The sequence below is a fragment of the Porphyrobacter sp. LM 6 genome, from assembly GCF_001720465.1.
In the GTDB taxonomy this organism is placed as follows: domain Bacteria; phylum Pseudomonadota; class Alphaproteobacteria; order Sphingomonadales; family Sphingomonadaceae; genus Erythrobacter.
Genome location: NZ_CP017113.1, coordinates 1887726 through 1908034 on the forward strand (window position 1 = coordinate 1887726; position 20309 = coordinate 1908034).

Genomic DNA, 20309 nt, shown 5'->3' on the forward strand with positions numbered 1-20309 from the left:
AGCCTTGCCACAGATTGTCGCAAAAAGGGTTTTGATTGGCGTACCGAATCGGCTATTAACACTCATGTAAGCAAGCGGGGTTAGAGATCGCCCATCTTGAAGGACTTTATTGCATGACCCGTTCAGCCCGTGACGCCTATACCGAGATGCATGCCAATGATGGCACCGTGCTGCTGCACCCCGATCGTCCGGCAGCGCGCTATCGCCCGCTGCGTGCCGTGCACAATTTCCAGAAGCTGATGAAGGACAAGGAAGACACCGCGCTGGTCTTCAAGATCTTCGAATCGCTGCCTTCGGCAAACTTCATGGAGCGGGTGCGCGAACTGGCGCTCTCCGAGCGCGGCGAGTACCTGCGCCAGAGCGAGCCGTCGCTCCCCGAAATCCTCGATGACCACGCCGCCTTGCGCCGCACCCCCAAGGGCAGCCTTGCGCATGCCTATTGCGACTTCATGGAAGCCGAAGGCCTCTCGGCCGCCGGGCTGGTTGCCGAATTCGACCGGGTGGGCCGGCCGAAATATCCCGATCTGGTCGAGTGGTTCATCAACCGCTCGCGCGACACGCATGATCTGTTCCATGTGCTCACCGGCTATGGCCGCGACGCGCTGGGCGAGCAGTGCGTCCTGCTGTTCACGCACGGCCAGTCACCCAGTCAGGGCCACCTGCTGATCGGCTATGCCGGGGCGGCGAACATCAAGAAGATGGTCAGGGGTAGCGAGGCTCCGGTGTTCGGCGCCGTGCGCGAGGCGCATCGCACCGGCAAGGGCGCGCCGCAACTGATGGCGCAGCCGATCCGCCAGCTGCTCGAGCGCCCGCTCGATGATGTCCGCGCCGCGCTGCGTATTCCCGAGCCCAAGGCCTACCGCGAATGCCACCGCATCTGGCAGGCCGAGGGCATCAATCCCTATGATCTGCTCGCCAGCCAACCGGCCGAGCCCGAACTGCTCGCCGCGTAAAGGAGCAAGCCCGATGGCCGTCACCGATCTTCCGTTGGTTGCGCCCGACCGCAAGATGTCGGGCTTCCGTCCGCTCAAGGTGCTGCACCACTTCGGCAAGCTGGTCGAGGACAAAGAAGACACCGAGCAGGTGTTCCACATTATCGAGGCGACCAAGGGCCGGCGCAGTCATGCCCAGGCCCATGCCTTCATCCGCTCGGACGAAGGCCAGCGGTTCATGCGCGAGGGCGTGGACATTCCCGCGATGCTCGATGATCACGCGCGCTGGGCCGATTGCGGGCCGAACAGCGTTGCCGCCCATTACATCGCCTTCATGAAGCGCGAAGGCCTTTCGGCGGCGGGCCTGGTTGCGGAAAGCCACAAGTGGGCGCCGCCTGAAAGCCTGCCCAAGGACCAGACCCAGTGGTATTTCGATCGCCTGCGCGACACGCATGATCTGTTCCACGTGCTGACCGGCTATGGCCGCGACGCACTGGGCGAGGCGAGCCTGCTCGGCTTTTCCTACGAGCAGAACCACAATGGCGGCATCCTGTTCATCGCCTATGCGGGTGCGCGGCAGATCAGGAAGGTCAGCGGCACCAAGGCGCCGCTTTTCGCCGCGATCAAGGAAGGCCGCCGGCTCGGCCGCGCCGCCGCCAAGATTGCGCATCAGGATATCGCCGCGCTGATGCGCGAGGATATCACCGAGGCGCGTGCTCGGCTGAACATCGGCAAGCCGGAAGTCTATCGCCAGTGCCTCGCGATCCTCGCGGGTGAGGGCATCCTCAGCGAAGACCTGACCCTGGGGAGCAGCACCCCGCAACCCCAGGCCGCCTGAGCCTCAGCGCAATTCCTTGCGGATCACCAGCTTGAGACCCGACCAGGTCTCGTCGATGGCGCACACCTTGGTGTCGACCAGCCCGAGCGGCAGGCAGATTTCGCGGATCGTGTCCTCGGTAATGTCGGTCGGCACCTTGGCGGCCTTTTTCGGCCAGCTCACCCAGATCTGGCCATCGGGCGCGATCTGGTGACGTAGCGAAGCGAGGCGCTCTTCGAGCGTTGCCCGATCGGTCACGAAGATATGTGCAGCATCGATCCCCTGCGCCGGATCGGCAACGAAGAACAGCTCAAGCGCATATTCGTCGATCTCGTCGATCACATGCTCAGGCATGGCATCGAACCATACCCGCATCCCGTCGCGCAAGGACAGCTTCTTGGCGAGCGGCGTGCCGGAATAGCCCGAGGCCATGCTCAGCCCTCCATCCACTCCGTGAAGAAGCGCTGGTTGGCCGCGCGCAGTTCTGCGAGCGGCACACCCAGCACAGAGTCTCCGCCTACGGTGCCGATGCGCTGGAACCCGATCTGCGCGGTTTCGGCATCGCGGGTGCCCTTGGCCAGCGCTGCGTTGAGCGCGGCGACATCGGGCACGGTGACGAGATAGCGGCTCTGGTCTTCGCCGAACCACCACTGGGCGGGGGTGTAATCGGGGTTGCCGGCAAGGTCGGCCTCGGCCCCGATGCCGCCCGCTAGCGCCATTTCGGCAAGCGCAACGGCAAGGCCGCCGTCGCTCAGATCGTGCACGGCGTTGACGAGCCCGTCGGCGATCAGTTCGTGGATGATTTCGCCCGCGGTCCGCTCGACCACCAGATCGGTCGGCGGGGTGCGGCCTTCCTCGCGGCCCTTGATGATCTTGAGCCACAGCGACTGGCCGAGGTGCGAACGGGTCGGATCGGGCTTGGCCCAGTGCTCCGGCCCGACGAGGTAGATCGCATCGCCCGCCTGTTTGAAGTGCATCGTCATCATCTTCGACAGATCGTTGATGATGCCGACGCCGCCGATCGCGGGGGTGGGCAGGATGGCCGAACCGCCGCCGGTCGCCTTCGATTCATTATAGAGGCTGACGTTGCCGCTCACGATCGGGAAATCGAGCGTGCGACAGGCATCGCCCATGCCTTCGAGCGCATGGACGATCTGCGCCATGATCTCGGGACGCTGCGGGTTGGCGAAGTTGAGGCAGTTGGTCACCGCCAGCGGCCGCGCGCCGACAGCGCACAGGTTGCGATAGGCTTCGGCGATGGCCTGCTTGCCGCCTTCGTAGGGGTCGGCAAACACATAGCGCGGGGTGCAATCGGTGGTGATGGCGAGCGCCTTGCCGGTGCCGTGGACGCGAACCACGCCGGCATCGCCGCCGGTCTGGAGCGTATCGGCGCCGACCTGCGAATCGTATTGTTCGGCAATCCAGCGGCGCGAGGCGAATTCGGGCGAGCCCATCATCGTCAGCAGATCGGCCGCCACATCATCGGTCGCGGGAAGTTCGGCCAGCGGCTTCACGCCTGCCCAGCCCTTGTATTCTTCCTTCGAGAGGTAGGGGCGGTCATACAGCGGCGCTTCGTCGGCCAGCGGGGCGAGCGGAATGTCACAGACCACCTCGCCGTTGAATTCGAGCACCATGTGGCCGGTATCGGTGACTTCGCCGATCACCGCGAAATCGAGCCCCCACTTCCTGAAGATCGCCTCGGCCATGGCTTCCTTGCCGGGCTTGAGCACCATGAGCATCCGCTCCTGGCTTTCCGAGAGCATCATTTCGTAAGGCGTCATGCCGGTTTCGCGGCAGGGCACCTTGTTCATGTCGAGCCGGATGCCCGCGCCGCCCTTCGAGGCCATCTCGACCGAGGATGAGGTCAGGCCGGCCGCGCCCATGTCCTGGATCGCGACAATCGCATCGGTTGCCATCAGTTCGAGGCAGGCTTCGATCAGCAGCTTCTCGGTGAAGGGATCGCCGACCTGCACAGTGGGGCGCTTGGCCTCGGCATCCTCGCCGAAGTCCGCGCTCGCCATGGTTGCGCCGTGGATCCCGTCGCGGCCCGTCTTGCTGCCGACATAGACGATGGGGTTCCCGATCCCGGTCGCCGCCGAATAGAAAATCTTGTCCTGATCGGCGACGCCCACGGTCATCGCGTTGACGAGGATGTTACCGTCATAGGCGGGATGGAAGTTGGTCTCGCCCGCGACCGTCGGCACGCCGACGCAATTGCCGTAGCCGCCAATGCCGGCGACCACGCCCTGCACCAGATGCTTCATCTTGGGGTGATCGGGCCGACCAAAGCGCAACGCGTTGGCATTGGCCATCGGCCGCGCGCCCATGGTGAAGACGTCGCGCAGTATCCCGCCGACCCCCGTGGCCGCGCCCTGATAGGGCTCGATGTAGGAGGGGTGGTTGTGGCTCTCCATCTTGAAGATCGCCGCCTGACCATCGCCGATATCGATCACGCCCGCGTTCTCGCCCGGGCCGCAGATCACCCACGGCGCTTCGGTCGGCAGCTTCTTCAGGTGCAGGCGCGAGGATTTGTAGCTGCAATGCTCCGACCACATCACCGAGAAGATGCCGAGTTCCACAAGGTTTGGCTCGCGGCCCAGCGCATGGAGCACGCGCTCGTATTCCTCGGGCGAAAGGCCGTGCTGTTCGACGATTTCAGGGGTGATCGTGGTCATGCGGGGACTCCTTGCGGAGGCCCCCTAGATCACTCGACCGACAAGGCCAAGCCGCCGCGTTTCTGGAACCAGCGATTCTCCCCGACCCAGACGGCCAAAGCGGTCATCAGCGCAAAGGCAATCAGCGCCTGAAGGTAGAGCAGCGGCCCTGCGGACGCAGGCACCGGGGCGAGCCAGTTGATCGCCTGGAACAGCAGCATCACCGCCAGCAGCACCATCGGCGGGCCCACGGGGCCGCGCGTGCGGCGCAGGTAGAAGGCGAAGGCCGCGATCGTCAGTCCGAGTTCCAGCGGCACCGCGATCCACGGGTAATTCCACAGGCCGAGCCCGAGTTTTGGCGGTTGTCCGTCAATCGTCAGATCGGGCACGTGCACCAGCCAGTCGAGCGCCCAGTGCGACAGCACGACGAGGCCCGCCATAACCCCCGCGAACAGGTTGCGCTGAAGGATCGCGACGATGGCGAAGAAGGCGAGCGCCCAGATCCCGGCACCGATCAGGCTGTGCGTGTAGGGCATATGGTAGAGATCGAATGGCACCATCACGCTCGCGCCCGGCGCAATCCGCATCCGTTCGGCTCCGAACATCGCGAGGGTGAAGAACCCCCAGTCGACCAGTTGCGCGGCGACGAACAGCGTGCCCAGCCGCGGGCTGCGCGGGCTGACTGCGGCCGCGACAAAGGCGGGGGCGAAGTGGCCGATGAACATTGTGCGGTCCCGGCCGGATCAGGCCGGAGCGAACCGCAGCACAACCCACGCCGCGATTGCGCTCGCCGCGCCGGTGGCAAAGGCGCCCCACAAGATGTCTAGCACGCTGACATGGGTCGCCCAGACCTTGAACACCGCCTGGCTGGTGAGATCGAAGGTGGCATAGCACAGACCGCCAAGCAGGATGCCATTGAGCATCGCGGCCTGCACCGTGCCGCTGTCGATCCCCGGCTTGATCGCAAACCACGTCATCCCGGCAATGTAGATCAGGTAGAAGGCGGCCGCCGCACCGACATTGAAGTTCTTGGCCATCAGCTCGCCGATCACCGGCTTGTAGAGGTTGCCTGATGCCCAGCGCAGCCACACCGCATCCATTGCGCCGAACGCCACGGCTGCGGCTCCGTAGGCGATGATCCACTTCAACATAAGCCGTGCAATTCCTGTGTTTGGCGCATCTGCGCGTTACCGCCAGCCTTGACCGCGCCCGCGCGCCCCGTCAATGCTCCGCGACATGGACGAGGGCACAGCACCGGCTGCCGCAGGGCAGGATATCGCGCAGATGAGCTTCGAGGAGGCGCTCGCCGCGCTCGAGGCGATCGTGCAGCAGCTTGAACGCGGCGATGTGCCGCTGGATCAGTCGATCAGCCTTTACGAACGCGGCGAGGCGCTGCGTGCGGCGTGCCAGCAGCGGCTCGATGCGGCGCAGGCGCGGATCGAATCCATCGTCACCGGCGCGGATGGCCGCGTAAGCGGCACCCGCCCGTTCGACACGGAAGGCTGAGATGATGCTGGTGGAAAGCGGAAGCACGCTGCTCGGCGACGCGATCAAGCAGGTTCAGGCCGACATCGATTCGCTGTTTGACGCGCTGCTGCCGGTGCCTGACGATACCAGCGCCCGCCTGGTCGAGGCGATGCGCTATGCCGCGATCGGCGGCGGCAAGCGGGTGCGCCCCTTGCTGGTGTGCAGCACCGCGAGCCTGTTCGGCGTGTCGCGCGATGCGGCGCTGCGGGCAGGAGCGGCGATCGAGGCGATCCACGTCTATTCGCTGGTCCACGATGATTTGCCGTGCATGGACAATGACGACCTGCGCCACGGCAAGCCGACGCTGCACAAGGTCTATGACGAGGCAACCGCCGTGCTCGCGGGCGATGCGCTCCACGCGCTCGCTTTCGAAATCCTCGCCGATGATGCCACCAGCGAAGATCCCTTTACCCGCAGCGAGCTGATCCTGACCCTCGGTCAGGCGAGCGGCATGAGCGGGATGGCGGGCGGCCAGATGATGGACATGGTCGCCGATGAAGAGGGCGTGACCTACGATCTTCCCGCCATCACCCGGTTGCAACAGCTCAAGACCGGTGCACTGCTGGCGGCGGCTGTCGAAATGGGCGCGATCCTCGGCAAGGTCGCACCGCAGGGCCGCGCGCACCTCAGAGCCTATGCCCGTGATATCGGCCTTGCGTTCCAGATCGCCGACGATCTGCTCGATGTCGAAGGTGATGTCGAGAAGGCCGGAAAGGCGCTGCGCAAGGACGACGAACAGGGCAAGCAGACCTTCGTCACCCTGATGGGGGTCGACAAGGCCCGCGAACAGGCGCGCGCGCTGGTCGATCAGGCGGTGCTGCGGCTCGCCTCCTACGGCGCGGAAGCTGACATCCTGCGCGCGCTCGCCCGCTACATCGTCGAGCGCGATCGGTGACACCGGGCAGGGCCGGTCTGTATGCGGTCCCAGCACTGTTGATGTTCGCTTCGGCTTGCGCCCCGGACCAGACTTCGCGCAGCCAGCCGGTCGCCAAGGGTTCGGCTGAAGACCTTGCCATGATCGCGGCGGAAACCTGTGCGACGGGCGTTTCCGGCGCACTTGCCTGTCTTTCCACGACCTTTGGCACTGATGCCTGCGACGACGCGGAGGTGCTGGCCGCAACCATCGCCAAGGATGCCCCCGATGCCAAGCTCCGCATCATCACGGCATTGTGGGCCGATGCCGAGTGCCACATGGCCCTGCGCGCCGCGGCCCGCAAACGCGGCTTTGACGGCGACCCGTTCATGGCCTTCGCCCCGTTCGGCGAAAATGGCTTTCGCGAGGCGCTCGATTTCACTATCGGCCCCGAATGGACAGGGCAGGGCGATGACAAATCGGGCATCGTTTGGGAGAGGATAAAACCATGAGCCGCCGCGTCGGGATTTACCCGGGAACCTTCGATCCGATCACTCTCGGTCACGCCGACATCATCCGGCGCGGGTCCAAGCTGGTCGACCACCTGATCATCGGGGTGACCACCAACCCGTCCAAGAACCCGATGTTCACTACCGAAGAGCGCTTCCGCATGGTCGAGCGCGAGGTGGCGAACCTGGGTCTCACCAATGTCGAGGTGGTGGGCTTCAACGCGCTGCTGGTGAAGTTCGCTCAGAAGCAGGGCGCGAGCGTGATCATCCGCGGTCTGCGCGCGGTTGCGGACTTCGAGTACGAATATCAGATGGCTGGCATGAACCAGCAGCTCGATCACAATATCGAGACCGTGTTCCTGATGGCCGATGTCTCGCTCCAGCCGATCGCTTCCAAGCTGGTCAAGGAAATCGCGGTCTATGGCGGCGATATCGCCAAGTTCGTCAGCCCGCCGGTGTGCGAAGAAGTGATCGCGCGGGTGCGCGAAACCGGCACCAAGGGCGACTATTAGACCTGCTGCTGTCCACAAGCCGCAGCTTCATTCATTGAAGTGTCAGGCCGGCGTGGCTAAACGGCGCGTCTCACACGGATGAAACCATGATCAAAGCCACGCTTACGTCTGCCTTCGGTGCGTTCCTGCTGTTCGGCGCAGCCTCGCCCGCCTTTGCCCAGAAGCAGAAGGACGATACTCCGCCGGTCGCCTTCGGGGAAAACGCCAAGAAAGCGGATGACGATGAGGCGGCACCGGCCGGTCCGCGCGTCTACGCCTCGATCAATTACGACGTGAACGCCGATCCGGAGAACATCTGGGTGCTCGATCTGTCGAACGGGCAGCGGATCAAGGTGCGGTTGATGCCTGACTGGGCGCCTGCCCATGTCGAACGGATCAAGGAACTGACCCGCCGGGGGTTCTATGATGGCGTGGTCTTCCACCGCGTGATCGAAGGTTTCATGGCGCAGGGCGGCGATCCGACCGGCACCGGACAGGGCGGCAGCGAGCTTCCCGATCTCAAGGCCGAATTCAACCCGATGCCCCACGTGCGCGGCACCCTTTCGATGGCGCGCGCTTCGGAAGAGGACAGCGCCAACAGCCAGTTCTTCCTGGTGTTCTACCCGCGCTTCAGCCTCGACAAGAAGTACACCAACTTCGGCCGCGTGATCGAGAACATGGAAGCGGTCGATGCGATCAACCGCGGCGAACCGCCCGCGAACCCGACCTATATCGTCCAGGCCTCTATCGCGAGCGACAACAAGCCGGTGCCGCCGCCGCCCGCTCCCGCGCAGGACGAGCCGATTTCGGTCGATATGTTGAGCGCGCCGATCCCCTAAGGGGCTTTCGCAAGGCCCGCCTTGCCGCTAGGCGGCGCGGCCATGAAAGTAGACCTGTTCGATTTCGATTTGCCGCCCGAGCGCATTGCCCTGCGCCCGGTGCGCCCACGCGATGCGGCGCGGATGCTGGTGGTGCGCGGCGGTGATGCGCCGTTCGAGGATGCGGGCGTGCGCGATCTGCCGCGTCTGCTGGGTCCCGGCGATGTGCTGGTGTTCAACGATACCCGCGTGATCCCCGCCCAGCTTGAAGGCCGCCGTGCCGATGGCGAGGCGAAGATCGGCGCGACGTTGCACAAGCGGATTGATCTGCGGCGCTGGCAGGCCTTCCTCAAGAACGCCAAGCGCGTGAAGATCGGCGACCAGCTGGTGTTCGGCGGCGGCGTTACTGCGATCGCCGAGGAACGCCATGCCGACGGCTCGCTCACACTGTTCTTCGAAGGCGAGGAGCCGGTTGAAGTGCTGCTCGACCGCGCGGGCACCATGCCGCTGCCGCCCTACATCGCTTCGCGGCGCGGGGTCGATGCGCAGGATCTGGAAGACTACCAGACGATGTTCGCGCGCGAGGAAGGCGCGGTGGCCGCGCCCACCGCCTCGCTGCACTTTACCCAGCGCCTTGTCGATGCGATCGATGCTGCGGGGATCGGACGGGCGATGCTGACCCTGCATGTCGGCGCGGGGACGTTCCTGCCGGTAAAGGCCGAGGATACCGACGACCACCAGATGCACGCCGAGTTCGGCCGCATCTCGCAGGAAACCGCCGACCGCCTGAACGCCGCACGCGCTGCTGGCGGTCGGATCATCGCGGTCGGCACCACAGTCCTGCGCCTGCTCGAAAGCGCGGTGGACGAAAACGGCGTCATCCAGCCTTTCGCCGGGGACACTGCGATCTTCATCACGCCGGGATACAAGCTCAAGGCGGTCGACGGGCTGATGACCAACTTCCACCTGCCCAAATCGACGCTGATGATGCTGGTCAGCGCGCTGATGGGGCGCGACCGGATGATGGCGGCCTACCAGCATGCTATCGCCAACGAATACCGCTTCTATTCCTATGGTGACTCCTCGCTGCTGCTCCCGTAATCGGTAGCAATGAGCGAACCCATCCTGTCGATCCGCGGCCTCACAAAGACCTACAAGGGCGGCACCCGCGCGCTCGATTCGGTCGATCTCGATATCCGCAAGGGGGAGATTTTCGCGCTGCTCGGGCCGAACGGGGCGGGCAAGACGACGCTGATCGGCGCGGTGTGCGGGCTGGTGCGGCCCACCGGCGGCACGATCACTGCCTTCGGGCACGATCTGTCGCGCGACTGGCGCTCTGCCCGCGCGCGGATCGGCCTCGTGCCGCAGGAGCTGGCGACCGACATGTTCGAGACAGTGCAGCGCGCTGTGGCCTATTCGCAAGGCCTGTTTGGCAAGCCGCACAATCCGGCGCGGATCGAGGAAATCCTCAAGAGCTTGTCGCTGTGGGACAAGCGCGATTCCCAGATCCGCGCGCTATCGGGCGGGATGAAACGCCGCGTGCTGATCGCCAAGGCGCTGGCGCATGAACCGGAACTGCTGTTCCTCGACGAGCCCACCGCCGGTGTCGACGTGGAACTGCGCAAGGGCATGTGGGAGCAGATCGCAGCGCTTAAGGAGCGCGGGGTGACGATCATCCTCACCACCCACTACATCCAGGAAGCCGAGGAAATGGCCGACCGCGTCGGCATTATCCAGGGCGGGCGCATCCTGATGGTCGATGACAAGTACGCCATGATGGAGCGGCTCGGCACCACCGAAGCGGTCATCGCGCTGGCCGCGCCGCAAGAAGCGTTGCCGCCAGAAATCGCCGCCTTCCCGGTCGAGCTGACCGAGGGCGGCACCCGGCTCGTCTATCGCGGCGGGACGGGCGAGGGCGGGGGCGCTGCCGAGGTCGCGCAGCTCACCCAGGCGCTGACCCGCGCGGGGATCGGCTATACCAGCCTCGACATTCACGACAGTTCGCTCGAGGATATCTTCGTCGGCCTGCTTGGCGAGAAGGAGGCCGCGTGATGCATTTCAACCTGCGCAGCGCCTACGCCATCTATCGCCGCGAAATGGCTCGCGCCTTCCGCACCGCATTTCAGTCGATCCTCTCGCCGGTGCTGACCACCTCGCTCTATTTCGTGGTGTTCGGATCGGTGATCGGGGCGCGGATGGAGCCGGTGGCGGGCGTGCCTTACGGCGCCTTCATCATCCCCGGCCTGCTGATGCTCACCCTGCTGGGCGAGACCACCAGCAATGCGAGCTTCGGCATCTATATGCCGCGCTTCACCGGCACGATCTACGAGCTGCTCTCCGCACCGGTTGGGGTGGCCGAGACACTGGTCGGCTTTGTCGGCGCTGCGGCGACGAAGGGACTGATCCTTGCCGCGATCATCCTCGTGACCGCGACCTTCTTTGTCGATTACGAGATCCGCTATCCGCTGTTTGCGGCCGTCTACATCATGCTGGTGTCGGCGAGCTTCGCGCTGTTCGGTTTCATCCTCGGCATCTGGGCCGACAGCTTCGAGAAGCTCGGCATTATCCCGATGCTGATCCTGACCCCGCTGACCTTTCTGGGCGGCACTTTCTATTCGATCCGCGACCTTCCGGCCCCTTGGGACGCGATTGCGCTCGCCAATCCAATCGCCTTTCTGGTGAGCGGGCTGCGTTACAGTTTCTACGGGATTTCCGATGTGCCGATTGCGCTCTCGCTCGGTTTGACACTCGGTTTTCTGGCGCTGTGCGTGGCGGTGATTGCAGTCATTTTCCGCACTGGATGGCGGCTGCGCGAGTAATCCTGCAGCGGTCTGCGAGCGGCGTTCGTCGGACAGAATGCACCGATGAACGGACATGAACGGCAACTTGTCCGTTCGTTCATTGCGCGGAAATGTGAGGATTCCTAGGTGTTTGACACCAGCCGCACCCCCTGCGGCAGGAACAACACAAGGACAAGAATCATGCGTAAAATCGCATTCACCTCGCTCGCAGCTCTCGGCGCCATGGCTCTCCCGGCTGCCGCTCAGGCCCAGTCGAACGACACCCCCGAAGTCGAAACCTATGTCGGTGCCACCGCTGGTATCCATGACCTCGGCATCGGCCTGCCGAACGACGATGGCGGCATCTACGGCATTGTTGCCGGCGTTGACGTGCCGGTTGGCGACACCTTCTTCGTGGGTGCTGAAGGCAACTACAACATTGGCGACGGCGCGATCGACAGCGAATACGGCATCGCCGCCCGCGCCGGTGTGCGCGTTGGTGATAGCGCCAAGCTGTTCGTCCGTGGCGGCTTCCAGGAAGTCGATTTCGACCTCGGCAACTTCGTGACCCCGGCAGTTGTCGGCCTCGATGACACCGACGGCGACTACCTCGTCGGCGCCGGTGTCGAATTCGGCGTGGGCGACGGCCCGATCAAGCTGCGCGCCGGGATCGACACCATCGCGTTCGATTCGACCCGTGCGACCGTGGGCGTGCTCTACGCCTTCTAAGTCACACCGTCAGATTCACCTTCGAGGGGCAGGGAATACGAGGCACGTTTCCCTGCCCCTTTTGCATGTGCGTGACAGCGGGCTGCGAGGTCGCTAGGGGCGGCCCCGCAATGACGGCTCCCCGCTTCTCCTTCGAACTGCACGCGACCAGCGGCAAGGCGCGCACCGGCACGATCCGGATGCAGCGCGGCGATATCCGCACCCCCGCCTTCATGCCGGTTGGCACGGCCGCCACCGTCAAGGCGATGAAGCCCGAGGCGGTGCGCCAGACGGGGGCCGACATCATCCTCGGCAACACCTACCACCTGATGCTGCGCCCCGGCGCCGAGCGGGTCGCGCGCCTTGGAGGCTTGCACAAGTTCATGAACTGGCCGCGCCCGATCCTCACCGACTCCGGCGGCTATCAGGTGATGAGCCTTTCCGAGCTCAGGAAGCTCACCGAACAGGGTGTCGAATTCCGCAGCCATCTCGATGGCAGCAAGCACATGCTCACCCCCGAACGCAGCATGGAAATCCAGCGGCTGCTCGGTTCGGACATCGTCATGGCCTTCGACGAATGCCCGCGAGCCGACCGCCCGCGCGACGAGATCGCCGCTTCGATGGAACTCTCGATGCGCTGGGCCAAGCGCAGCCGGGAGGGGTTCAACGCTGGCGAGGAACATGCCGCGCGCGCCGCGCTGTTCGGCATCCAGCAGGGCGCGCTCCACGAAGACCTGCGCCGGATCAGTGCCGACATGCTCACCGATGTGGGCTTCGATGGCTATGCCGTCGGCGGGCTCGCGGTGGGCGAGGGGCAGGAGGCGATGTTCGGCGTCCTCGATTACGCGCCCGATATGCTCCCCGCTGACCGGCCGCGCTACCTGATGGGCGTGGGCAAGCCTGACGACCTTGTCGGTGCGGTCGAACGCGGGATCGACATGTTCGACTGCGTGCTGCCGACCCGCTCGGGCCGCAACGGGCAGGCGTTCACCTGGAACGGCCCGCTCAACCTGCGCAACGCGCGCTTTGCCGAGGATACCGGGCCGCTCGATGATCGCTGCACCTGCCCGGTCTGTACCACCTACAGCCGCGCCTATATCCACCACCTCGTGAAATCGGGCGAGATGCTGGGCGCCATGCTGGTGACCGAGCACAACCTCAGCTTCTATCAGGCGCTGATGCAGGGGATGCGTGATGCCATTGCGGCAGGCGCATTCGCCAGCTTTGCCAGCGACTTCCGGCGCGATTACCTTCGCAAGGGGGATTGATCGAACCCTGTGATCGGATATCCTGCCCGGGTTAAGTGGCGGGGGGATCATGCGAATTCACAATTTGGGCCGGTGCTTTGCCGGCACGATCCTCGCAATCGCCGTCACGGCGCCCCTTTCAGCGCAAGACGCGCCTGCCAAGGAAGACCTGGCAACCACCGCCCGCGTGTTCGGTGTGCGTGCATCCGTGCTCGACATCAGTCTTTCGCCTTCGGGGAGCAAGCTGGCCTATATTTCGGCCGGACCCGATCACATCGAGGTCGTGAACATCATCGATCTTGAAGGCGATGCTTCGCCCCGCATGATTATCGCCAATCGCGAGAAGGAAGTTGATCTCGACTGGTGCGAATGGGCGACCGACAGTCGGCTCGTGTGTCAGGTTTCAGGCATGGCGCGAGGGTCTACCGGCGTCCTGCTGCCGTTCGATCGTCTGCTCGCGGTCAATGATGACGGCAGCAATGTCAGGGAGTTGAGCACACGCCAGTCCGCCAACGCGGTGCAGGCGCTCCAGTTCGGCGGGGACGTGATCGCCCTCGATGCTGGCGGGGCGCAGGGTCAGATCCTGATGACCCGGCAATATGTGCCCGAATCCAACCCCGCGACCCGGCTCTACAGCGACAAGAGCGGGTTTGGCGTCGATCTGGTCGATGTGACCACCGCCAAGCGACAGAGCCGCGAAGGTGCCGATGAGTTGGCTGTCCACTATGTCGCGGATGAAAGCGGATGGGTCCGCGTCAAGGTTCGGGCGCTGCGCGATGGCAACAACCGTCTCACCGGCAATTATGCCTATTTCTACCGCGCTCCCGGCAGCAACGACTGGCTCAAGTTCGAAAACCTGACAATCGACGGCGCCGCTGTGCCGGGCTTCTCGCCCGTCGCCGTCGATAGCAGCCGCAACGTGGCTTACGGCTTCATCACGCAAAGCGGCTATGACGCGATTGCCGAATTCGCGCTCGATGGCAGCGGCACCGGAAAGATCTTGATGGCGCGCGGCGATGTCGATGTGGATGCGCTGATCCGGATCGGGCGCAAGCGCCGCGTCGTGGGCGCAAGCTATGCCACCGAAAAGCGCGAGATCGCCTATTTCGACGCCGATCTGTCCAAGCTCGCCAAAGCACTGGCCAAGGCGCTGCCCGATCAACCGCTCATCAACATCGTCGGAGCAAGCGGCGACGAGAGCCGCCTGCTGATGATCGCATCGAGCGATACCCAGCCGGGCATGACCTATCTGTTCAACAAGACCAACCGCCAGCTCGAACCGCTGATGCCAGTGCGTGCGCCGCTGGCGGACCGCCCGATGGGCAAGATGAGCCCGGTGAGCTTTCCCGCGCGCGATGGCACGATGATCCCGGGCTATCTGACCCTGCCGCCCGGCTCCGAGGGCAAGGGCCTGCCTGCGGTGGTGCTGCCGCACGGCGGCCCGGCCGCGCGCGACGAATGGGGTTTTGACTGGCTGGTGCAGTTCCTCACGGCGCGGGGGTTTGCCGTGCTCCAGCCCAATTACCGCGGCTCATCCGGCTATGGCGAGGCCTGGTATGGCCGCAACGGGTTCAAGGCGTGGGATGTGGCGATTGGCGATGTCAATGATGCCGGGCGCTGGCTGGTGAGCCAGGGCATTGCCAAGCCCGATCAACTCGCCATCGCAGGGTGGTCTTATGGGGGCTATGCCGCGCTGCAATCGCAGGTGCTCGATCCCGCGCTCTACAAGGCGGTTGTCGCCATCGCGCCGGTGACCGATCTGGGCTACATCGTCGAGGATGCGCGCGATTACACGAACGCGCGGGTCGTGCGGGAGTATATCGGTCAAGGCCCGCACGTCGAAGCCGGCAGCCCGCGCCGCCATGCGGACAAGTTCGCAGCGCCCGTCGTGCTGTTCCACGGCACGCTCGATATCAATGTCGAAGTGCGCCATTCGCGCGGCATGGAGAGCGCGTTGAGAGGGGCGGGCAAGCAGGTGCTCTACCGCGAATATCCCGATCTCCAGCACGATCTGGGCGACAGCAAGGTACGGGTCGATATGCTGACGGATATCGGCCGGTTTCTCGATCAGTCGCTCGGGCGTAACTGAGGCACTCGACAAGTCACGCCTCGAACGCCTAGGGCGCTGGCATGAATGACAATCCTCTGAATCCCGCAGACTGCACCACCATGATCGAGGTGCGCGCCGGGGTTGATGCTCTCGATCGTGACCTCGTGGCGCTGCTGGCGAAGCGGTTCGGCTATATGCGCGCTGCCGCCCGCATCAAGGACAGCCGCGATGCGGTGCGGGACGAGGCGCGCAAGGCCAGCGTCATCGCCGCCGCGGTGGCCGAAGCCGAAGCGCATGGCATCCCCGCTGACGTGGTGGCGGATATCTGGGAACGGCTCGTCGAAGGCTCGATCGCCTTCGAATTTACCGAGTGGGACCGGATCCGCGTCTGATCGCTTCAGGCAGCACCAACGAAAAAGGGCGGCCCCGAAAGGCCGCCCTTTTTGTATCGGATCGCTGAAACTTGCGGATCAGCGCGAGTAGAATTCGACCACCAGGTTCGGTTCCATCGTCACCGGGTAGGGCACTTCGTCGAGCTTCGGCACGCGGGTGAAGGTCACCTTGTCGTTGCCGTCGGGCATTACGTAGTCGGGGATGTCACGCTCGGCGAGGCCCTGCGCTTCGATCACCAGTGCCATTTCCTTGGCCTTGCTGCCGAGGCTGATCACGTCACCCACCACCACGCGACGCGAAGCGATGTTGCACTTCTGGCCGTTCACGGAGATGTGGCCGTGGCTGACCAGCTGACGCGCAGCGAAGATCGTCGGCGCGAACTTGGCGCGGTAGACGACCATGTCCAGACGCTGTTCGAGCAGGCCGATCAGGTTCTGGCTGGTGTCGCCCTTCATGCGCGAAGCTTCGGCATAGGTGCGCTTGAACTGCTTTTCGGTGACGTCGCCGTAGTAGCCCTTGAGCTTCTGCTTGGCGCGCAGCTGCAGACCGTAGTCGCTCATCTTGCCCTTGCGGCGCTGACCGTGCTGACCGGGGCCGTAGGAACGCTTGTTCACCGGGGAATTCGGACGACCCCAGATGTTTTCGCCCATCCGGCGGTCAAGCTTGTACTTGGCGCTCTTGCGCTTCGACATACGTCGTATCCTTCAATGTGCTGGATCACCCCTGTGGTGACCATTCAACCCGGCATCGCTCCGCCGGAACCGATCGTTCCGACGCGGCCACTGCTTCACCGGGGTGCAGGGCCCATTTGCGAAGGCGCGCGCATAGCAGGAACAGTGCCTGCGTCAAGCTTCAAGCGCCCGTTGCAGGCGTTCAGCGGATATTGTTGAACTCGCGCCATTCCTCGGTGGTGCGGCAGACTTTGGTCTTGCGGCGGCTTGCCGTCTCAAGCTTCACATAGCGGCAGATGCGCTTGTCTTCGCCTGTGGCCTCGGCGGCGGCCGGTTCCGCCTCGGCCTTGTCGGCGGCGGGGGTTTCGGGATTGCCCGGCGTTTCGGGGTTGGCAGCGGCAATTGTCAGCGGGGTCAGAAGCACGCCGCAGGCCACGGCCAGCGCACGCAGTCGCATCGGAATCATCAGCAATCTCACATGATTGGGAGAGGAGGGATGGTCGGGATATCCGTCAGCGGCGCGGTGTCCAACGCCAATCGACGAACGTCTTCAATCCCGCTTGTCTTTCTCGAGATAGCTCAGGATGCCGCGAAGGGTGCGCACTTCGAGGTGGTTCCAGCCGGGCTTGGTCAGTAACCCGCGCAAGGTGCGGCGGGTGGCTTCTGCGCGGGCTTCGGGGCGGAAATAGCCGCGCGGCACGAGCAGCGCCTCGAAATGGGCGATCATCGCGTCGAGCTCTTCCTGCGGGGCGGGGGGCAGGGTGTCTTCGAGCGTGGGCTGCACCAGAGCTTCGCCGGCATCGGCGATCTCGCGCCCGATCCGCGACCATTCATAGGCCACCAGAATGACCGCCTGAGCGAGGTTCAATGAGGCGAATTCGGGATTGATCGGAATAGTGAGGATGTTGCGGGCGAGGGCGACGTCCTCGGTCTCCAGCCCCGAACGCTCGGGCCCGAAGATGATCGCGTGGCGACCGGGCAGGGTGTGAACCTGCCGCCCGGCCTCGTCCGCTCCGATCACAGGCTTGGTCACGCCGCGCTTGCGAACCGTGGTGGCGTGGACATGGGCACAATCGGCGACCGCTTCGGCGGTGGTGGCATAGACCTTGGCCTGTTCGAGCACGATGTCCGCGCCCGCTGCCGCCGGGCCGGCCGAGGGATTGGGCCAGCCATCGCGCGGGGCGACGAGGCGCAGCTCGGTCAGCCCGAAATTGAGCATCGCGCGCGCAGCCTTGCCGATGTTCTCGCCCAGTTGCGGGCGCACGAGCACGATCACCGGACGGTTGAGCTGGTCAGCCATGTCAGTCGCGCGCTGCGTCTTGCACGGCGCTTGCGAATTCCTCGAAATCGCGCGCTTCGGAGAAATCGCGATAGACCGAAGCGAAGCGGATATAGGCGACCGAATCGATCTGGCGCAGGCCTTCCATCACCAGTTCGCCGATGTGCGAGGAGGGCACCTCGGCCTCGCCCGAAGTTTCGACTTGGCGCTGGATACCGGAAATCAGCTGATCGAGCCGTTCCTGATCGATCCCGCGTTTGCGCGAGGCCAGCGCGACCGATTGTTCCAGCTTGGAGCGTTCGAACGGCTCGCGGCGGTCGCCCGACTTGACCACTACCACTTCGCGCAGCTGCACCCGTTCGAAGGTGGTGAAGCGCGCCCCGCAGGACGAACACTGGCGACGTCGCCGGATCGAGGCGTTATCCTCGGTCGGGCGGCTGTCTTTTACCTGGGTATCATCATGGGCGCAAAAGGGGCAGCGCATTCAGAAGGTTACTTCCTGATCCTCTGATAGAACGCAAACCCTGCGCCAATCGCCAGGCCAATCGGCCACGAAATCACCGGAAGCAAGGCGCCCGCGGCTGCCCCGATCGCAGCGCCGGTCAGCACCGGCTTGGTCGACGGGTGGTGCATCCCTTCCTTGCCCATGCCGATGATCTCGGTCTTGGCATCCTCGACCCAATCTTGGCCAGAGCGCGGTTCCTGATCGTTCATGGCGAGACCCTCCTCACATTCCCGGATAGACGGGGAAGGCGGCGCACAGGGTGCTGACCCGGGCGCGCACGCTTTCCTCGATCTGAGCATCGCCCTCGGGGCCGTTCTTGGCAAGGCCTTCGACCACTTCGGCGATCAGCTTGCCGACGGTGCGGAACTCTTCCGGGCCAAAGCCGCGGGTGGTGCCCGCCGGCGTGCCAAGACGGATCCCGCTGGTGACGAAGGGCGAGCGGGTGTCGTAGGGAATGCCGTTCTTGTTGCAGGTGAGGAAGGCGCGATCGAGGCCCTTTTCAGCATCCTTGCCGGTCACGTCCTTGGCGGTCAGGTCAACCAGCATCGAGTGGTTGTCCGTCCCGCCGCTGACGATCCGCAGGCCGTTTTCCTCGAGGCTGGCAGCCAGCGCGCGGGCGTTTTCGACGATGCGGTGGGCGTAGGTCTTGAATGACGGGTCGAGCGCTTCCTTGAAGGCGACTGCCTTGGCGGCCACGATGTGCATCAGCGGGCCGCCCTGAAGGCCGGGGAACACCGCCATGTTCAGCGGCTTGGTGTACTTCTCGTCATTCCACAGGATGATGCCCGAGCGGGGACCGCGCAGGGACTTGTGGGTGGTCGAGGTGACGATATCGCAATGCGGGAAGGGCGAGGGATGCGCGCCGCCTGCCACGAGGCCGGAGATGTGGCTCATGTCGCACAGCAGCACCGCGCCCACTTCATCGGCGATGGCACGGAAGGCGGGGAAATCCCACGTGCGCGAATAGGCAGTGCCGCCGCAGATGATGATCTTGGGCTTGTTTGCGCGCGCCTTGGCCGCAACCTCGTCCATGTCGATCGTCTCGGTCTCGCGGCTCACGCCATAGGAGACGACATTGAACCACTTGCCGCTCATGTTGACCGGTGAGCCGTGGGTGAGGTGGCCGCCCGAATTGAGGTCCAGCCCCATGAAGGTGTCGCCCGGATTGAGCAGGGCGAGGAACACCGCCTGGTTCATCTGCGAGCCGCTGTTGGGCTGCACATTCGCAAAATTGCAGCCGAACAGCTGCTTGGCACGCTCGATGGCGAGGGTTTCGACCACGTCGGCGTAGTCGCAGCCGCCGTAGTAACGCTTGCCGGGATAGCCCTCGGCATACTTGTTGGTGAACACCGATCCGGCCGCTTCGAGCACCGCGCGGCTCGCGATGTTCTCGGACGCGATCAGTTCGATCTTGTCGCGCTGGCGGGCGAGCTCCTTGCCGATGGCCGCCGCGATTTCCGGATCGGCGGTGGCAAGATCATTGTGCCAGAAGCCGTCCATCGACTGGGCAGCATGACGGGCGGCGAAATCGGCGGGGGCGGTGCTCATTGGTGGGTCTCGATGTGGTCGGGGAAGAACGGGGGCTGGCCAAGCTTGCCCACGCGGCGCTGGTGGCGACCGGCGGGATCGCCGGCGTCGGCGAATTCGGTATCAAGAAAAGTCGCAACGCAGGACTTGGCCATTTCGATCCCTACGAGCCGCGCGCCCATTGCGATGCAATTGGCATCATTATGTTCGCGGGCGAGGGCCGCCGAGAGCGGTTCCGAGACCAGCGCACAGCGCACCTGCGGGTGGCGATTGACGCTGATCGAGATGCCGATGCCGCTGCCGCACAGCGCGATGCCGAATTCGACCGAGCCTTCGGCGATGATCTCGGCAAGGCGATAGCCGTAATCGGGATAATCGACGCTCTGGCCCGGTTCTGGGCCGAGGTCGGCGACCTCGTGTCCTTCCTCGATAAGCCATTCGGCAAGGTCCGTCTTGAGTTCAACGGCGGCGTGGTCTGAGGCGATGGCGATGCGCATGGTGGGCCTATAGGCGAGGCGGGGGGGATTCTCCACCCCTCGGCACGCGCT

Annotated in this window: 25 protein-coding genes; 14 read left to right on the top strand and 11 right to left on the bottom strand. The window is 64.5% G+C overall.

Features of this window, described 5'->3' with window-relative positions; translation table 11 throughout:
• Window positions 1-113: 113 nt before the first annotated feature.
• Complete coding sequence (locus BG023_RS09005) at window positions 114-953, top strand: Coq4 family protein (RefSeq protein WP_083234634.1); 840 nt, start codon at window positions 114-116, stop codon at window positions 951-953.
• A gap of 13 nt (window positions 954-966) precedes the next feature.
• A complete protein-coding gene (locus tag BG023_RS09010; protein WP_069310142.1) occupies window positions 967-1770 on the top strand; it encodes a Coq4 family protein in 804 nt (267 codons plus the stop codon).
• A 3-nt stretch (window positions 1771-1773) separates the two neighbouring features.
• Here the strand turns inward: BG023_RS09010 and BG023_RS09015 are convergent, their stop codons facing one another.
• From BG023_RS09015 to BG023_RS09030, 4 genes are read right to left on the bottom strand one after another with little or no spacing between them, the layout of a single operon-like run.
• A complete protein-coding gene (locus tag BG023_RS09015; RefSeq protein WP_069310143.1) occupies window positions 1774-2181 on the bottom strand; it encodes a DUF3052 family protein in 408 nt (135 codons plus the stop codon).
• Window positions 2182-2183: 2 nt separating this feature from the next.
• On the bottom strand, window positions 2184-4424 hold the full coding sequence (gene purL / locus BG023_RS09020; RefSeq protein ID WP_069310144.1) for a phosphoribosylformylglycinamidine synthase subunit PurL: 2241 nt from the start codon (window positions 4422-4424) through the stop codon (window positions 2184-2186).
• A gap of 29 nt (window positions 4425-4453) precedes the next feature.
• Window positions 4454-5128 (bottom strand): hypothetical protein, encoded by a 675-nt coding sequence (locus tag BG023_RS09025; RefSeq protein ID WP_069310145.1) that lies wholly within the window; start codon window positions 5126-5128, stop codon window positions 4454-4456.
• Between the two features lie 18 nt (window positions 5129-5146).
• Window positions 5147-5554, bottom strand: coding sequence for a DUF2177 family protein (locus BG023_RS09030; protein ID WP_069310146.1), 408 nt, complete (start codon window positions 5552-5554; stop codon window positions 5147-5149).
• A gap of 85 nt (window positions 5555-5639) precedes the next feature.
• On the opposite strand from BG023_RS09030, the gene BG023_RS09035 reads away from it, so the two are divergent.
• The 12 genes from BG023_RS09035 (at window position 5640) to BG023_RS09090 (ending at window position 15778) form a co-directional block, all read left to right on the top strand.
• Window positions 5640-5909 carry an exodeoxyribonuclease VII small subunit gene (locus BG023_RS09035; protein ID WP_069311241.1) on the top strand — a complete coding sequence of 90 codons (270 nt, stop codon included), beginning with the start codon at window positions 5640-5642 and terminating at the stop codon, window positions 5907-5909.
• A gap of 4 nt (window positions 5910-5913) precedes the next feature.
• Complete coding sequence (locus tag BG023_RS09040) at window positions 5914-6825, top strand: polyprenyl synthetase family protein (RefSeq protein ID WP_069311240.1); 912 nt, start codon at window positions 5914-5916, stop codon at window positions 6823-6825.
• Between the two features lie 119 nt (window positions 6826-6944).
• A complete protein-coding gene (locus tag BG023_RS09045) occupies window positions 6945-7295 on the top strand; it encodes a hypothetical protein (protein ID WP_150122841.1) in 351 nt (116 codons plus the stop codon).
• Window positions 7292-7804: a pantetheine-phosphate adenylyltransferase gene (gene coaD / locus BG023_RS09050; RefSeq protein WP_069310148.1), complete on the top strand. Its 513-nt coding sequence runs from the start codon at window positions 7292-7294 to the stop codon at window positions 7802-7804. The genes BG023_RS09045 and coaD overlap by 4 nt, the downstream gene beginning before the upstream one ends.
• A gap of 86 nt (window positions 7805-7890) precedes the next feature.
• On the top strand, window positions 7891-8622 hold the full coding sequence (locus BG023_RS09055) for a peptidylprolyl isomerase (RefSeq protein WP_069310149.1): 732 nt from the start codon (window positions 7891-7893) through the stop codon (window positions 8620-8622).
• Between the two features lie 42 nt (window positions 8623-8664).
• Entirely contained in the window at window positions 8665-9702 is a 1038-nt protein-coding gene (gene queA / locus BG023_RS09060; protein ID WP_069310150.1) for a tRNA preQ1(34) S-adenosylmethionine ribosyltransferase-isomerase QueA, read from the top strand.
• A 9-nt stretch (window positions 9703-9711) separates the two neighbouring features.
• Window positions 9712-10653 (top strand): ABC transporter ATP-binding protein, encoded by a 942-nt coding sequence (locus tag BG023_RS09065; protein ID WP_069310151.1) that lies wholly within the window; start codon window positions 9712-9714, stop codon window positions 10651-10653.
• Window positions 10653-11420 carry an ABC transporter permease gene (locus tag BG023_RS09070; protein ID WP_069310152.1) on the top strand — a complete coding sequence of 256 codons (768 nt, stop codon included), beginning with the start codon at window positions 10653-10655 and terminating at the stop codon, window positions 11418-11420. The genes BG023_RS09065 and BG023_RS09070 overlap by 1 nt, the downstream gene beginning before the upstream one ends.
• A 162-nt stretch (window positions 11421-11582) precedes the next feature.
• Window positions 11583-12110: an outer membrane beta-barrel protein gene (locus BG023_RS09075; RefSeq protein WP_083234635.1), complete on the top strand. Its 528-nt coding sequence runs from the start codon at window positions 11583-11585 to the stop codon at window positions 12108-12110.
• Window positions 12111-12220: 110 nt separating this feature from the next.
• Window positions 12221-13357, top strand: coding sequence for a tRNA guanosine(34) transglycosylase Tgt (gene tgt / locus BG023_RS09080; RefSeq protein ID WP_069310154.1), 1137 nt, complete (start codon window positions 12221-12223; stop codon window positions 13355-13357).
• A gap of 49 nt (window positions 13358-13406) precedes the next feature.
• Window positions 13407-15425 carry an alpha/beta hydrolase family protein gene (locus tag BG023_RS09085; RefSeq protein ID WP_069310155.1) on the top strand — a complete coding sequence of 673 codons (2019 nt, stop codon included), beginning with the start codon at window positions 13407-13409 and terminating at the stop codon, window positions 15423-15425.
• A 41-nt stretch (window positions 15426-15466) separates the two neighbouring features.
• Entirely contained in the window at window positions 15467-15778 is a 312-nt protein-coding gene (locus tag BG023_RS09090) for a chorismate mutase (RefSeq protein WP_069310156.1), read from the top strand.
• 78 nt (window positions 15779-15856) lie between these two features.
• Here the strand turns inward: BG023_RS09090 and rpsD are convergent, their stop codons facing one another.
• From rpsD to BG023_RS09125, 7 genes are all read right to left on the bottom strand, one after another.
• On the bottom strand, window positions 15857-16471 hold the full coding sequence (gene rpsD / locus BG023_RS09095) for a 30S ribosomal protein S4 (RefSeq protein ID WP_069310157.1): 615 nt from the start codon (window positions 16469-16471) through the stop codon (window positions 15857-15859).
• Between the two features lie 181 nt (window positions 16472-16652).
• Window positions 16653-16916, bottom strand: coding sequence for a hypothetical protein (locus BG023_RS09100; protein WP_083234636.1), 264 nt, complete (start codon window positions 16914-16916; stop codon window positions 16653-16655).
• Between the two features lie 84 nt (window positions 16917-17000).
• The gene (locus BG023_RS09105) at window positions 17001-17750 is read right to left on the bottom strand and encodes an RNA methyltransferase (RefSeq protein ID WP_069310158.1); all 750 of its coding nucleotides are present in this window, start codon (window positions 17748-17750) and stop codon (window positions 17001-17003) included.
• Window position 17751: 1 nt separating this feature from the next.
• Window positions 17752-18213: a transcriptional regulator NrdR gene (gene nrdR / locus BG023_RS09110; protein ID WP_069310159.1), complete on the bottom strand. Its 462-nt coding sequence runs from the start codon at window positions 18211-18213 to the stop codon at window positions 17752-17754.
• Between the two features lie 8 nt (window positions 18214-18221).
• Complete coding sequence (locus tag BG023_RS09115; protein WP_069310160.1) at window positions 18222-18443, bottom strand: hypothetical protein; 222 nt, start codon at window positions 18441-18443, stop codon at window positions 18222-18224.
• A 13-nt stretch (window positions 18444-18456) separates the two neighbouring features.
• Entirely contained in the window at window positions 18457-19782 is a 1326-nt protein-coding gene (gene glyA, locus BG023_RS09120; RefSeq protein WP_069310161.1) for a serine hydroxymethyltransferase, read from the bottom strand.
• A complete protein-coding gene (locus BG023_RS09125; protein ID WP_069310162.1) occupies window positions 19779-20258 on the bottom strand; it encodes an RpiB/LacA/LacB family sugar-phosphate isomerase in 480 nt (159 codons plus the stop codon). Before BG023_RS09125 ends, glyA begins: the two co-directional genes overlap by 4 nt.
• Window positions 20259-20309: the final 51 nt, after the last annotated feature.